Origin of the sequence: Arthrobacter sp. Soil761, assembly GCF_001428325.1 — a bacterium.
GTDB lineage: Bacteria > Actinomycetota > Actinomycetes > Actinomycetales > Micrococcaceae > Arthrobacter.
Genome location: NZ_LMSF01000005.1, coordinates 33,475 through 46,949 on the forward strand (window position 1 = coordinate 33,475; position 13,475 = coordinate 46,949).

Genomic DNA, 13,475 nt, shown 5'->3' on the forward strand with positions numbered 1-13,475 from the left:
GGCTCAGCCCCGGAGGACCTCCACGGCCTGATCCACCGTATCCACCAGGTGAATGTAGTCCGCCATGGGCCGCCCGGCGGCCAGGCTGCGCAGCATGGGCCAGGCCGGGTACTCCTGCTCCCAGTGGCGCCGCCCCACCAGCACCATGGGCGCCACTTTCTCGCGGGCGCCATAGTAGTTTTCGCAGGCGTCCTGGAAGATCTCCTGGACGGTCCCGGCTGCTCCGGGCAGGAAGACGATTCCGCCGTGGCACAGTTCCAGCAGGATGGCCTCCCGGATGGCGTTGGCGAAGTATTTGGCGATGTGCGTGGCAAAGTAGTTGGGCGGTTCGTGCCCGTAGAACCAGGTGGGGATCCCCAGGGATGCAGTCCCGCCCGGATGGCGTTCGACGACGGCCGCCGCCGCGCGTGCCCACGCCGACACCGAGGGACGGAAACCGGGGACCGCGGCAAGCGTGCCTAGCGCTGCGTCCAGGTCGCCGTCGGACGCCTGGCTCAGGTAAGCGCCCAGGTTGGCCGCCTCCATGGCGCCGGGCCCGCCGCCGGTAGCCACCGAATACCCCTGGAGGGCCAGGAGCCTGCCCAGCCGTGCCGCCTCCGCGAACTCCATGCTGCCGCGCGGCGCTGCATGGCCGCCCATGACCCCGACGATGGAGCGGCGGGTCCAGGCCGCCGACCCCGTCAGCTCTTCCAGCGCGTCCCCGATGGCATGGTCGTGCAGGGCAGAGGCCAGGGTCGCATCCACGCGGCGCCGCTGGCCGGACTGGATGCTCCAGTGGTAGATGCGGGCGTCCGGCAGTTCCTCGTAGGGAGACGATGCCAGTCCGGCATACAGTTCAGCCGGGGAGTACAGCGATGCCCGGTAGGGGTCGAAGGGGACGCCTTCCAGCCGGGGAAAAATCAGGGCACCGCGGCTGCGCAGGTTGCCTTCCATGCCGTCGTCGAACAGGCAGCCGAGGAACATGGCACCTTCGACGGTGACGCTCTTCAGGGCGGCTGACCGGCCCCGCAGGTCCAGCGACTGCGCGTGCCAGCCATGCAGGTTAACTGCGCCGCCGGCCACCAGGCGGTCGAAGCTGGCCAGATCCTGGACCTCGAGGTTGCGGGGACGGGGACCAAGGCTTCCGGCGAAATTCACGGCTGCCGCCTTCCAGTCCACATCATGGAGTTAGCCTAGGCCACGCAACGCAACGCTGGCCGGACCTTGTTGCCTCTCAAATTCTCCCGGGGACCGGAAGCCTGCCACCGCGCCTGCTTCTGCCTGCCTCCCTTGACCCGGGAGTAGCGCCTGTTACGATCGTGGAAGAAGAGTATGTCCTATCAAGCGAACATATGGTGGCAGTGCGCCACTGGCGCAGGCGCCGGTCGGGCGGACGCGCAGACATGAACATGAGGGAACGCACCGTGGCGAACAATCTGGGACTCAGCATCGACCGCTCTTCTCCCGTGCCCCTGTACCACCAGGTGGTCCAGGGCATCGAAGCGGCCATCTACAGCGGGGTGCTGGAACCCGGAAGCCGGCTGGAGAACGAAATCGACCTGGCCGCCCAGCTCAACCTGTCCCGGCCCACCATGCGCAAGGCCATGGACGAGCTGGTCCGCTCCGGACTCCTGGTCCGTAAACGCGGCGTGGGAACCCAGGTGGTCTCCAGCCAGGTGCGCCGTCCGCTCGAGCTTTCCAGCCTCTACGACGACCTCACCAACGACGGCAAGAAACCCACCACCGAAGTCCTGAGCTTCTCCCACGTTGAAGCCGACGACGCCACCCGGGCAACACTGCAGCTTCCGGCAGGCTCAAAGGTCTATCACTTCACCCGGCTCCGGAAGGTAGGCGGCAATCCGCTGGCCCTCATGGAGAACTGGGTTCGGGACGACATCGCGGAAATGGATGAGGCCATGCTCGCCGCTGAAGGCCTGTATTCGATCCTCCGGCGCGGCGGGGTCAACTTCCGCCTGGCCAACCAGCGCATCGGCGCCGTCAATGCCAACGACTACCAGGCCTCCATGCTGGACACGACGCCGGGATCCGCGCTGGTCACCATGGAACGTACTGCCGTCGACGACACCGGGCGGCGCGTGGAAACGGGCCACCACGTGTACCGCGCCGATTCCTACAGTTTTGAAATGACTCTCGTACAGCGATAATCCAAGGAGCCAACTCCATGACCAACTGGGTTTACCCCCTGGGCACCGCCGCTGACGGCAAATGGGACATTTCGATCGGAACCTCCGACTCCTCCCTCGCCGTGGACGGCTGGGCGCACACCGGCCTAAAGGTGGCCACGGTGCCGGCCGGTGCCGCCGTCGAACTCTCCGCCGCGGACGAGGAACGGATCGTGGTGCCCCTCAACGGGGCCTTCACCGTGACGGTTGACGGCACCGACTATCCCCTGGCGGGCCGGCCCTCGGTCTTCTCCGGGCCCAGCGACGTCCTTTATTCCGGCGCCGGACGCGCTTTGAGGATCAAATCCGCCGACGGCGGCAGGGTGGCAGTGGCCACGGCCCCCGCGAAAGCCTCCTACCCCACCCGGCTGGTCCATGCCGCGGAGACCCCCGTGGAACTGCGCGGCGCCGGCAACTGCTCGCGCCAGGTCCACAACTTCGGCACCCCGGCAGCGCTGGAGGCCGACCGGTTCATCGTCTGCGAGGTCCTCACCCCCGCAGGGAACTGGTCTTCCTACCCTCCCCACAAGCATGACGAGGAAAAGGACGGCGAGACCCAGCTCGAAGAGATCTACTACTTCGAAACCCAGGTGGCGTCCGGCTCCGCAGCGCCACCCGACGCCGACGCCATCGGGTACCAGCGCGTCTACGCCTCCGATGAGCGGCCCATCGATGTGTCGGCCGAGGTGCGCACCGGCGACGTGGTCCTGGTCCCCTACGGCTGGCACGGCCCGGCGATGGCCGCGCCCGGCTACGACCTCTACTACCTCAACGTCATGGCAGGTCCGGGCCCGGTGCGGGAATGGCTGATCAGCGACGATCCCCACCATGGCTGGGTGCGTCAGACCTGGGAGACCCAAAACATCGACCCGCGGCTTCCGTTCGGTGCCTAAGGAACCCCGCCGCCTAGCGGCTGGCCAGCTCCTCGACAGGCACCGGCACCTGGCCTTCAGGCTGCCGTTCCCGCTTGGCCGCGGCGGCGGCGAACGCCATGACGGCCAGGCCGGCAACGGTGATCACGGCGCCCGCCCAGATGGGTGAGGTGTAGCCGAGGCCTGCGGTGATGGTGACCCCTCCCAGCCAGGCACCCAGGGCGTTGCCCACATTGAAGGCACCGATATTGGCGCCGGAGGCCAGGGTGGGAGCCCCGGAGGCATACTTCATCACGCGCATTTGCAGGCCCGGCACGGTGGCGAAGCCGAAGCCGCCCATCAGGACCAGCGACATGACCGTCAGGACAGGGCTGGCGGCCGTCAGAGCGAACACCACCATGACCACGGCCAGCGCGGCGAGCACCACCAGGAGCGTCCGGTCCACGTTGCGGTCTGCGGCTTTGCCGCCAAGGGTGTTCCCGGCGAAGAGGCCCGCCCCGAAGACAATGAGCAGCCATGGCACGGTGGAGGCCGCAAATCCGGATACCTCGGTGAGGGTGTACGCAATGTAGGTGAATGCGCCGAACATGCCGCCGAAGCCGAGGATGGTCACCAGGATGGAAAGCCACACCTGGCCGGAGCGGAAGGCCCGAAGCTCGGAGCGGAGGCTCCCCGCCTGCCCCGCTTCACGGGCCGGCTTGGGAACCAGGGCCAGGATGCCGGCGAGCGCAGCCACGCCAATGACCGTGATGGCCCAGAAGGTGGCACGCCAGCCGGCCGCCTGGCCCAGCAACGTCCCGAACGGCACGCCAAGGACGTTGGCCGCGGTCAGTCCCGTGAACATGAGCGCGATGGCGCCTGCCTTCTTGCTGGGCGGGACCATGCCGGCCGCCACCACTGCTCCGATGCCAAAGAAGGCGCCGTGCGAGAGGGCGGCAACAACGCGGCCCAGCATCATTGGCCAGTAACCGTCAGCAGTGGCGGAAAGCAGGTTTCCGGCAATGAACAGGACCAGCAGTGCGGCCAGTACGGGCTTGCGCTGGAATCGCGTCACGGCTGCCGTCAGGCCCAGCGCGCCCACCACCACGGAGAGTGCGTAGCCGGAGATGAACCAGCCGGCCTCCGCTTCGGTGACGCCAAAGTCGGTTGCCACCTGCGGGAGGAGGCCGGCGATGACGAATTCCGTGAGTCCTATGCCAAACCCGCCCAGGGCGAGTGCTATCAGGCCAACAGGCATGCGAATGCTCCTTTGAGCTGTACGTGTGGTTGTTCCGTGAAGTGGAAGGCGCCTAAGATAGTTGCAGGCGCGGTATTTATTGTTGCATATGCAAATATGCCGCGCAAGCAACTATCTCTACCCGCGGCTGCCGGAGGGCTCTCCCGCCGGGCCAATTCGTAAAGGAGCAACCATGGGCATCAAGGACGACGCCGTCGAGGTCCGCGCCCAGGGCTGGCGCACCCTGGCGGCCCTGCATGGGCTGATCGAAGGCGAGCTGGAGCGCTCCCTCCAGGCAGAGTCGAAGCTCTCCGTGGTGGAGTACACAGTGCTGGACGCCCTCAGCCGGCAGGACGGCTGGCACATGCGGATGCAGCAGTTGGCGCGTGCCACGGCGCTCAGCCCCAGCGCCACCACCCGGCTGGTGAACCGGCTTGAGGACCGCGGCCTCCTGACCAGGATCCTGTGCGACGACGACCGCCGTGGAATTTATACGGAACTGACGCCCACCGGCCTGCGCCTCCTTGAGGAAGCACGGCCCGTCCACGATGCCACGCTTGAGCGGGCCCTCGGCCAGGCGATGACCATGCCGGAACTCGCACCGCTGGTTGACGCACTGCCCGGGCTGCATGCGCGCGCATAAGACAGCAACGCCCCTTTGAGGATCCTCATAGGGGCTTTGCAAGGAGCAGCGGGGCGCTGGTCCGGTCAGGGAACCTTCGCCGCGGCGGCCTCGGCCTTGCTGCCGGCCACATTCTTGAAGTAGTGCTCCAGGTCCTCCAGGCTTTTGTCCTTGGTCTCGGGCACGTATTTGGCGGCAAAGGCGATTCCGGCAGGATCAGGGAGAAGAGACCGATGAGCAGCAGCGCCGTCGTGGTTCCCACTTGGCCGGTGATCTTGCTGGATCACCGCGAGGCCCAGGCCCACCACGAAGATCCTGCGGAGCCACGGGATGCCCAGGTCCTTCCATGAACCCATTTTGGACTTGTAGTCCTCCACGGCCATGGCCTTGACTTCCTCGAACTCCCTGCGGGCTTCCTCCTGCGACCGGATCCGCTGCAGCACGCTGAGCGTCTCGCCGAAGCTGCCGATGGAGGCCAGCCAGCGTGGACTCTCGGGCATGACGTTCATCCCGATCCACAGCGCGATGGCCGGCAGGGTGGCGATGACCAGCATCCAGCGCCAGATGCCGTGCGATTCGCCGAAGGAGTTGCCCAGGTAGGCGTTGAAAATGAAGGCCAGCAACTGCCCGGTGACGATCATGAGTTCGTTCTGGGTGACGATCCGGCCGCGCCGGTCGCGCGGCGATATCTCGGCCAGGTAGACCGGAACGGTAACGGATGCCCCGCCCACGGCAAGCCCCAGGATAAACCGCGCGGCGATTAACACTTCGGTGTTCGGCGCGAAGGTGCAGCCCAGGGTGCCCAGCAGGAAGACGACTGCCAGGACCATGATCATCCCGCGCCTGCCGTTGCGGTCTGCCAGGCGGCCGCCGAACAGGGCGCCAAACGCGGCGCCGAACAACAGGGACGAGGCCACCAGGCCCTCGGTCAGCGGGGTGAGGCCCAGATCCTGCCGCATATAGGGCAGCGCGCCGTTGATTACGCCGGTGTCGTAGCCAAACAGCAGGCCGCCAAAGGTGGAGATGATCGTGGCGGTCCGCAGGGCGCGCTGGTGGTTGCCGGGCTGCCGTATGGTCGTTTTCCCCTCCGTCCCCTTCTCCTGTCCTACTTGTAGAGGTCGGGCTTCGCAGCCAGCTTCACGGCGACCTTTTCGCCGTTCTTCTGCGCCTCGACGCCTGCCTCGCAGCATGCCGCGGTGGCGTACCCGTCCCAGGCGGAGGGGCCACCGATTTCGCCCCTCAGTGCAGCGTCCACCCATGACTGGATTTCGACGTCGTATGCGGCGCCGAAACGCTCTTCGAAGCCTGGGGTGACGCTGCCGCCCCAGCGGCCGGAACTGCGGGTGTAGGGACCCTTGTCGCCGCCGATGCTGACGATGCCGTCCTCGAAGGAGGCCTGGGTGGCCACCTCGTAACCGAATTTGGCGTTGACGTAGATCTCGACGTCCGCCAGGACGCCGGACTCGGTCTCGATCAGGACGTGCTGGGGGTCGTGCTGGCCGTTGGGAGCATTGCGGGTGGGCTTGCCCAGCCGGACCTGGATGCTGGTGATTTCCTCGCCGGTGAAGAACCGGATGGCGTCGAATTCGTGGACCACGGAGTCATTGATGAGCATCTCGTTGGTGAAGCCCTCAGGGGTGTTGGGGTTGCGGTGCTGGTGGTGCAGCATCAGCAGTTCGCCCAGCTCATGGTTGCGGATGATGGAACGGAGCGCTGCGTATTCGGCGTCGAAGCGGCGCATGAAGCCCACTTGGATGCGCTGGTGGCCCAGCGCCACTTCGGCTTCGACAATCTTCCAGGAGGATTCGGCGTCCGGGGTCAGCGGCTTTTCGCAGAGGATCGGAATGTCCCTGGCGATGGCCTTGAGCAGGATGTCCTGATGCAGGAAGCCCGGGGTGGCGATGAGAACGGCGTTGACGTCGCCGTTGTTGAGGGCTTCGTCAGCGTCGGCCAGGGCGACTGCGCCGGGGATGTCTTCGACGGCGGCCTCGGCGCGGGCGAGGTCGACGTCGACAACGGCGGCCACTTCGGCGCCATGGATCCGCTTGTTGAGGCGCTGGATGTGGTCGGCGCCCATGCGGCCGGCGCCGATGACGGCGACGCGGAGGGTTTCAGTCATTGTTTGGTCCTTTTGGCGTTGGCAGGAAGAGGTCAGTTGACGGCGGTGCGGGAGCCGCAGGTCAGCAGGTAGTTGCGGGTGCGCTTGGCGATCGGCATCGGGACGTCGAAGGCCACCGGGTACATGTCCTGTTCCACGATCCCGAAGATGGGGCGGTTCAGGGCTTCCACGGCCTCGATGACGGCGCGGAGGTCGGGCAGCCCGCTCGGCGGTTCGGTCATGACGCCGGCCAGGTTGGCCGCGGCCCAGGTCATGTTTTCCTCGTTGACTCGCCTAAGGATGTCCGGATTGATCTGCTTCAAATGCAGGTAGCCGATGCGGTCCGGGTAGTTCTTGATGAGCTCCAGGCTGGAGGCGCCGCAGTATTCCGCGTGGCCGGTGTCCAGGCAGAGGTTCAGGTACTGCGGATCGGTAGCTGCCAGCAGCGTTTCGATGTCCTCCTGCGCGCCAACGTGGGAGTCAGCGTGGGAGTGGAACTGCTGCTTCAGGCCGAAGTCCTCCAGCAGGGTCTTGCCCAGGCGGTTGTGGCCGGTGAACAGGTCGCTCCAGGCCCTGTCGCTCAAGGTGCCGCTCTCCACGGCCTCGCCGGTGACGTCGTCGCGCCACATGGCCGGAATGACCACGATGTGCCCGCCGCCCATTGCCGCGGTGAGTTCGGCGACCTTGCGGGCCGGCTCCCAGGCGGTCTCCCACTGGTCCACGCCGCGGTGGAAGGCGGTGAACACGGTGCCGGCGGTGACTTTCAGGTCGCGCTGCTTGAGTTCCTCCGCCAGGCGGGCCGGGTCGGTGGGAAGGTAGCCGTACGGGCCAAGTTCGATCCACTTGTAGCCGGACTCGGCCACTTCGTCGAGGAAGCGTTCCCACGGGGTCTGCTTCGGATCGTCCGCAAACCAGACGCCCCAGGAGTCCGGCGCCGTGCCGATGATCAGCTTGTTCTCAGTCATGACAGCGTTGTCTCTCTGGGTGTTAGTTGGACGGGAAGTTGTAGGAGGCTTCGGAGGCGTGGTGGGTTTCGGGCCAGCGGGAGGTGACGACTTTGCCGCGGGTGTAGAAGGAGACGCCTTCGGGGCCGTAGATGTGTTTGTCGCCGAAGAGGGATGCTTTCCAGCCGCCGAAGGAGTGGTAGGCCACGGGGACCGGGAGGGGCACATTGATGCCGATCATGCCAACTGTCACGGAGCGCTGGAACTTGCGGGCGGCTGCGCCGGAGGAGGTGAAGATTGCGGTGCCGTTGCCGTAGGGGTTGGCGTTGATCAGCTTGATGCCGTCTTCGAGGGTGTCAACGCGGACCACCACGAGGACCGGCCCGAAGATTTCCTCGGTGTAAGCCGTCATTTCGGTCTTGACGTGGTCGATCACGGTGGGCCCCACCCAGAAGCCGTCTTCGTGGCCGGGGATCACCAGGTCGCGGCCGTCCACCACCATGGCGGCGCCGGCGGTTTCGGCTTCGGTGACGATCCGTACGATGCGTTCCTTGGAGGCCGGGGTGATGACCGGGCCCATTTCGGCGTCGGGGGCGGTGCCGTTGTTGACCTTCACGGCCAGGGCGCGTTCTTCGACTTTCTTGACCAGCAGGTCGGCGGCGTCCCCGACGGCGACGGCGACGGAGATGGCCATGCAGCGTTCGCCGGCGGAGCCGAAGGCGGCGGCAGCGAGGTGGTCGGCGGCGTTGTCCAGGTCGGCGTCGGGCAGGATGATGGCGTGGTTCTTCGCCCCGCCCAGGGCCTGGACGCGCTTGCCGTGTTTGGTGGCGGTCTCGTGGACGTACTGCGCGATCGGGGTGGACCCGACGAAGGAGATGCCGTCCACGTCCGGGTGGGTCAGGAGCCCGTCGACGGTTTCCTTGTCGCCGTGCAGGACCTGGAACACGCCGTCGGGCAGGCCGGCTTCCTTCCAGAGCTTGGCCAGCAGCAGGGACGCGGAGGGGTCGCGCTCGGAGGGCTTGAGGATGAAGGCGTTGCCGGTGGCGATCGCCATCGGGGCCATCCACAGCGGCACCATGACCGGGAAGTTGAACGGGGTGATGCCGGCGACCACGCCGAGGGGCTCGCGGAAGTTGAACACGTCGATACCGGTGGAGACCTGGTCCGAGTAGTCGCCCTTGAGCAGGGTGGGGATGCCGCAGGCGTACTCGATGACTTCCAGGCCGCGGCCGATTTCGCCCTTGGCGTCGGAGAGGACCTTGCCGTGCTCGGCCGTGATTAGTTCAGCGAGGTCGTCCACGTGGGCGGCGACGAGTTCGCGGAACTTGAACAAAACGGCGGTGCGCTTGGCCAGGGAGATGTCACCCCAGCTGTCGGCAGCCTTCCGGGCGGCGGCGACGGCGGCGTCAAGGTCGGCGCGGTTGGCCAGGCGCAGCTCGCCGGTCACGGCCCCAGTGGCCGGGTTGTACACAAGGGTGGTGCGGTCGCCAGCGCCGGCGGTTTCGGCGCCGTTGATGAAGTGGTTGATCACGGTGGTCTGGGTATCGGTGGTCTGGGTGGTGGCAGTCATGGGGACTCTTCCTTGAGGGGGTGGTGTCTGGAGGAGGGTTAGCCGAGCAGTTTGCGCTGGCGGGACTTGTGGTCGACGTAGGTATGGAAGGCCTGCTTGGTGGAATCCAGTTCGGAGACCTGGGAGACGGGGACGTCCCACCAGGACTCGGAGGACGGGGCGTCCAGGAGCGGGTCGGATTCGACGTGGATCAGGATCGGTCCGCCGCGTTCGGGCGCCGCTTTGGCATCGCGGATGGCCTGTTCCAGTTCGGCGATCACCTTCTCCCCGGGTTCGATCCGGATGACCTTCACGCCCAGGGACTCTGCGTTCAGGGCAAGGTCCACCGGCAGGGTGTCCCCTTCGTCGAAGCTGTGCTGTTCTTCGTCCAGTGCCCGGTACCGGGTGCCGAAGCGCTGCGAGCCGAGGGACTCCGAGAGCGAGCCGATCGAGGCGTAGCCGTGGTTCTGGATCAGGACCACGATCAGTTTGATGCGTTCGGCGACGGCGGTGACCAGTTCGGTGTGCATCATCAGGTATGAGCCATCCCCCACCATCACCACGACGTCCCGCTGCTCGCCGCCGCGCGCGGCTTCGGCCAGGGCTGCGCGCTTGACCCCGAGGCCGCCGGGGATTTCGTAGCCCATGCAGGAGTAGGCATATTCGACGTGGTAGCCGAACGGGTCCCGGACACGCCACATCTTGTGCAGGTCCCCGGGCAGGGACCCGGCCGCGCAAATCACCACATCCGCAGCGTCCATGGCCCGGTTGGCGGCGCCGATGATTTCGTTCTGTGCCGGCAGCGGGGTGTAGCGGGTGTCAAAGGCCTCGTCCACAGTGGCGTTCCAGCGCTTTTTCTCGGCGGCGACCTTCTGCTCCAGGTCGGCGCCTACCCGGTAGCCGCCCAGTGCTGCGTTGAGCTTGACCAGTGCCTTGCGGGCGTCGGCGACGATCGGCAGCGTGGTGCCGTGCTTGTACGCGTCGATCGGGGCAACGTTGATGTTGATGAAGCGCACCTCGGGGTTCTGGAACGCTGTGCGTGACGCGGTGGTGAAGTCCTCGTAGCGGGTGCCGATGCCGATGATCAGGTCGGCGTCGGCAGCGATGGCGTTGGCCGCCGTCGTACCGGTGGAGCCGATGGCACCCAGGCTGAACTGGTGGTCCCACGGCAGGACGCCGACGCCGGCCTGCGTGTTGCCTACCGGGATGCCAGTCAGCTGGGCGAGCTTTGCGAGCTCGTCGTTGGCGTAGGCGTAGAGGACGCCGCCGCCGGCGATGATCAGCGGGCGCTTCGCGGCACGGATCGCCGCCGCGGCACGGGCGATGTCGTCGTCGTCCGCGTCGGGGCGGCGGATCCGCCACTCCCGCTCGGCCAGGAACTCCTCGGGGACATCGAACGCCTCGGCCTGGACATCCTGAGGCAGGGAGATGGTCACGGCGCCGGTCTCCGCCGGATCCGTCAGGACACGCAGGCCGTGGTGGAACGCGGAGAACAGCTGTTCCGGGCGGGTGACCCGGTCAAAGAACTTGGACAGTGGCCGGAAGGCGTCATTAACGGTGATGTCGTAGGCGTAGGGCTGTTCGAGCTGCTGCAGCACCGGGTCCGCGGCGCGGGTGGCAAAGGTGTCGCTGGGCAGCAGCAGCACCGGCAGCCGGTTCGTCGTGGCCAAAGCGGCACCGGTCAGCAGGTTGGAGGACCCCGGGCCGATCGAGGTGCTGATGGCGAAGGTCTGGCGGCGGCGGGTATGCCGGGCATACCCCACGGCCTGGTGCGCCTGGGCCTGCTCGTTCCGGCCCTGGTAGTACGGCATGATGGCCGGGTCCAGCTGCTGGTACTGCTTCAGGGCCTGCCCCACACCGGCAACGTTACCGTGCCCGAAAATACCGAACGTGCCGGGGATGAGCCGCTCCCGGTAGTCCACACCGCCCACCTTGTCGACGGTGTATTGCTTGGACAGGTATTCGACGACGGCCTGGGCCACCGTCATCCTGCGCGTTCCTGTTGTGTCCATGGGGAGGCTACTCCGATGCTTCCGGGGTGTGGTGCAGCAGCGAGGCGGCGGTGGCGACGGCGCCGGCGACGTCCCCGTCTGCGGGATAGAGAAGGGTGCGGCCAACCGTGAGGCCCTGGACGCCCGGGAGCGCCAGTGCCGCCTGCCAGGACGCAAAGACCTCGTCCTGGGACCCATCCGGGTCTCCACCCAGCAGGACGGTGGGCATGGTGGTGGCCGCCATGACGCGTTCCATCTCCGCCACGACCGGCAGCTTCATCCAGGTGTAGGCGCTGGTGGAGCCCAGGCCCGCTGCGATGGCGATGGACTTGATCACGGCGTTGGTGGACAGATCGTTGCGGACGCGGCCGTTTTCCCGGACCGACAGGAACGGTTCCACCATGGCAATCAGCTTGCGCTCCGCCAGCGAATCGATGGCCTTCGCGGTGGCTTCGAGAGTGGCCACGGTGTCCGGGTCGCCCAGGCAGATCCGGGTCAGCATCTTGCCGCCGTCAGCACCCAGGGCCTCCAGAGCGGCGGCGGTGTGGCCGGTGAAACGGTCATCGAACTCGTTGACCAGCCCGGACAGGCCGCCGCGGTTCATCGACCCAAACACCAGCTTGCCGTCCAGGGCGCCCAGCAGCAGCAGGTCGTCCATGATGTCCGGCGACGCCAGGACACCATCCACGGCCGGGTTGGCCAGCGCGATCCGCAGCCGGTCCAGCAGCTGACGCCGGTCAGCCATGGCCACGGGGTCGCTGCCGACGGCAAGGGCGCCGCGGGCGGGGTGGTCGGCGGCGACGATGAAGTTCTGCCGCCCCGACTTCAGGCCGGGGTGGCGCCGGCGGGACTTGGCCGCCCGGGCCACGGCACCAGGGTCTTCGAGCCGTATAGTGCTCAGGTGCTCATAGCGGCGCGGATCGTCGTCCACAGCGTTATTGGAAGCAAGAGAGGTGAGGGTCACAGTGCTGCTCCTTCGGGAATCGAGGCGCCCGGAACCGCGCGGCCGCGTTCGGCCAGCAGCGAGGTGACCTCCTCCGGCGTCGGCATGGCGTCGGCGCAGGAAAGGCGTGAGGCGACGATGGCGCCGGCGGCGTTGGCGTAGTCCAGGACCTGTGCCAGCGGCCAGCCGGAGAGGAGTCCGTGGCAGAAGGCGCCGCCAAAGGAGTCGCCGGCACCCAAGCCGTTGAGGGTTTCCACCGGGACGGGCGCGGAGACCACGCGTTCGGTGCGGGTCTTGGCCATCACGCCTTCGGGGCCGAGCTTGACGACGGCGATTTCCACGCCGGCAGCGAGTAGGCGGTCCGCCTGCTCATCGGGAGTCCCCTCGCCGACTGCCACGGCACATTCCTTGTCGTTGCCGATCGCGACCGTGACGTGCGGCAGGACCTTGGCAACCTCGGCCCGGGCCTCCTCCTCGGAAGCCCAGAACATCGGCCGGTAATCCAGGTCCAGGATGGTGAACTGGCCCTCAGCCAGCCCGGTCCGCGGCCGCGCCTCATGCGCGGCAATGTGCGCTGATCGCGAGGGCTCCTGGCACAGGCCGGTCACCGTGGACCAAAAGATCCCGGCCTCACGGATGGCGTCCAGGTCCAGCTCTTCAGCCTTGATCTGCAGGTCCGGCGCCGTGGGGAACCGGCCGTAGAAGTATAGCGGGAACTCGTCCGTGGCCGGCTTGATCGCGCAGAAGGTCACCGCCGTGGGCCAGTCCTTCACCGGGGTAACAAAGGCGTCATCGACGTTGAACTTGCGCAGCTCACGGTGCAGGTAGGCGCCGAACGGATCATCCCCGGTCCGGGTAATGACCCCGGTGCGGCGTCCGTGGCGGGCGGCGGCAACCGCGACGTTGGACGGTGAACCGCCAAGGTATTTGCCGAAGGAATTAACGTCCTCCAGGCCAACCCCGATGTCGTTCGGGTAGATATCAACGCTGATGCGCCCGATCGTAAGAAGCTCGTGGGTCACGGGAATCGTGGACCTTTCTGGTGTGGAACGCGGATCCTTCGAGGGGCAGGAGTTCC

At 66.9% G+C, this 13,475-nt stretch carries 12 protein-coding genes; 3 read left to right on the plus strand and 9 right to left on the minus strand.

Annotation, left to right across the window (positions count from 1 at the left end; translation table 11 throughout):
* Window positions 1-3: 3 nt before the first annotated feature.
* Window positions 4-1,137, minus strand: a complete 1,134-nt coding sequence (locus tag ASG79_RS05365; protein WP_056389189.1) for an LOG family protein — start codon at window positions 1,135-1,137, stop codon at window positions 4-6.
* Between the two features lie 266 nt (window positions 1,138-1,403).
* Here ASG79_RS05365 and ASG79_RS05370 point away from each other — a divergent pair, with 266 nt between their 5' ends.
* The gene (locus tag ASG79_RS05370; RefSeq protein WP_056389192.1) at window positions 1,404-2,144 is read left to right on the plus strand and encodes a GntR family transcriptional regulator; all 741 of its coding nucleotides are present in this window, start codon (window positions 1,404-1,406) and stop codon (window positions 2,142-2,144) included.
* A 17-nt stretch (window positions 2,145-2,161) separates the two neighbouring features.
* The gene (gene iolB / locus ASG79_RS05375) at window positions 2,162-3,055 is read left to right on the plus strand and encodes a 5-deoxy-glucuronate isomerase (RefSeq protein ID WP_056389063.1); all 894 of its coding nucleotides are present in this window, start codon (window positions 2,162-2,164) and stop codon (window positions 3,053-3,055) included.
* A gap of 13 nt (window positions 3,056-3,068) precedes the next feature.
* On the opposite strand, the gene ASG79_RS05380 is transcribed toward iolB, so the two are convergent.
* Window positions 3,069-4,271 carry an MFS transporter gene (locus ASG79_RS05380; protein WP_056389066.1) on the minus strand — a complete coding sequence of 401 codons (1,203 nt, stop codon included), beginning with the start codon at window positions 4,269-4,271 and terminating at the stop codon, window positions 3,069-3,071.
* Between the two features lie 172 nt (window positions 4,272-4,443).
* Here ASG79_RS05380 and ASG79_RS05385 point away from each other — a divergent pair, with 172 nt between their 5' ends.
* The gene (locus ASG79_RS05385) at window positions 4,444-4,893 is read left to right on the plus strand and encodes a MarR family winged helix-turn-helix transcriptional regulator (RefSeq protein ID WP_018769593.1); all 450 of its coding nucleotides are present in this window, start codon (window positions 4,444-4,446) and stop codon (window positions 4,891-4,893) included.
* Window positions 4,894-4,958: 65 nt separating this feature from the next.
* Here the strand turns inward: ASG79_RS05385 and ASG79_RS05390 are convergent, their stop codons facing one another.
* The 7 genes from ASG79_RS05390 to iolC are packed head-to-tail and all read right to left on the minus strand — an operon-like array spanning window position 4,959 to window position 13,419.
* Window positions 4,959-6,062 (minus strand): MFS transporter, encoded by a 1,104-nt coding sequence (locus ASG79_RS05390; RefSeq protein WP_321165507.1) that lies wholly within the window; start codon window positions 6,060-6,062, stop codon window positions 4,959-4,961.
* The gene (locus tag ASG79_RS05395; RefSeq protein ID WP_018769591.1) at window positions 5,978-6,991 is read right to left on the minus strand and encodes a Gfo/Idh/MocA family protein; all 1,014 of its coding nucleotides are present in this window, start codon (window positions 6,989-6,991) and stop codon (window positions 5,978-5,980) included. The genes ASG79_RS05390 and ASG79_RS05395 overlap by 85 nt, the downstream gene beginning before the upstream one ends.
* Before the next feature lie 32 nt (window positions 6,992-7,023).
* A complete protein-coding gene (locus tag ASG79_RS05400) occupies window positions 7,024-7,935 on the minus strand; it encodes a sugar phosphate isomerase/epimerase family protein (protein ID WP_056389069.1) in 912 nt (303 codons plus the stop codon).
* 22 nt (window positions 7,936-7,957) lie between these two features.
* Window positions 7,958-9,484, minus strand: coding sequence for a CoA-acylating methylmalonate-semialdehyde dehydrogenase (locus ASG79_RS05405; protein WP_056389072.1), 1,527 nt, complete (start codon window positions 9,482-9,484; stop codon window positions 7,958-7,960).
* Between the two features lie 38 nt (window positions 9,485-9,522).
* Window positions 9,523-11,451: a 3D-(3,5/4)-trihydroxycyclohexane-1,2-dione acylhydrolase (decyclizing) gene (iolD, locus tag ASG79_RS05410; protein ID WP_056389074.1), complete on the minus strand. Its 1,929-nt coding sequence runs from the start codon at window positions 11,449-11,451 to the stop codon at window positions 9,523-9,525.
* A 31-nt stretch (window positions 11,452-11,482) separates the two neighbouring features.
* The gene (locus tag ASG79_RS05415) at window positions 11,483-12,418 is read right to left on the minus strand and encodes a hypothetical protein (RefSeq protein ID WP_056389077.1); all 936 of its coding nucleotides are present in this window, start codon (window positions 12,416-12,418) and stop codon (window positions 11,483-11,485) included.
* Entirely contained in the window at window positions 12,415-13,419 is a 1,005-nt protein-coding gene (gene iolC / locus ASG79_RS05420) for a 5-dehydro-2-deoxygluconokinase (protein ID WP_018769586.1), read from the minus strand. Before iolC ends, ASG79_RS05415 begins: the two co-directional genes overlap by 4 nt.
* Window positions 13,420-13,475 lie beyond the last annotated feature (56 nt).

Excerpts from the sequence above, each read along its gene's own strand:
- iolB (WP_056389063.1), top strand. The coding sequence starts at position 2,162 with ATGACCAACTGGGTTTACCCCCTGGGCACCGCCGCTGACGGCAAATGG.
- ASG79_RS05380 (WP_056389066.1), bottom strand. The coding sequence starts at position 4,271 with ATGCCTGTTGGCCTGATAGCACTCGCCCTGGGCGGGTTTGGCATAGGA.
- ASG79_RS05385 (WP_018769593.1), top strand. The coding sequence starts at position 4,444 with ATGGGCATCAAGGACGACGCCGTCGAGGTCCGCGCCCAGGGCTGGCGC.
- ASG79_RS05390 (WP_321165507.1), bottom strand. The coding sequence starts at position 6,062 with ATGCTGCGAGGCAGGCGTCGAGGCGCAGAAGAACGGCGAAAAGGTCGC.
- ASG79_RS05395 (WP_018769591.1), bottom strand. The coding sequence starts at position 6,991 with ATGACTGAAACCCTCCGCGTCGCCGTCATCGGCGCCGGCCGCATGGGC.
- ASG79_RS05400 (WP_056389069.1), bottom strand. The coding sequence starts at position 7,935 with ATGACTGAGAACAAGCTGATCATCGGCACGGCGCCGGACTCCTGGGGC.
- ASG79_RS05405 (WP_056389072.1), bottom strand. The coding sequence starts at position 9,484 with ATGACTGCCACCACCCAGACCACCGATACCCAGACCACCGTGATCAAC.
- iolD (WP_056389074.1), bottom strand. The coding sequence starts at position 11,451 with ATGACGGTGGCCCAGGCCGTCGTCGAATACCTGTCCAAGCAATACACC.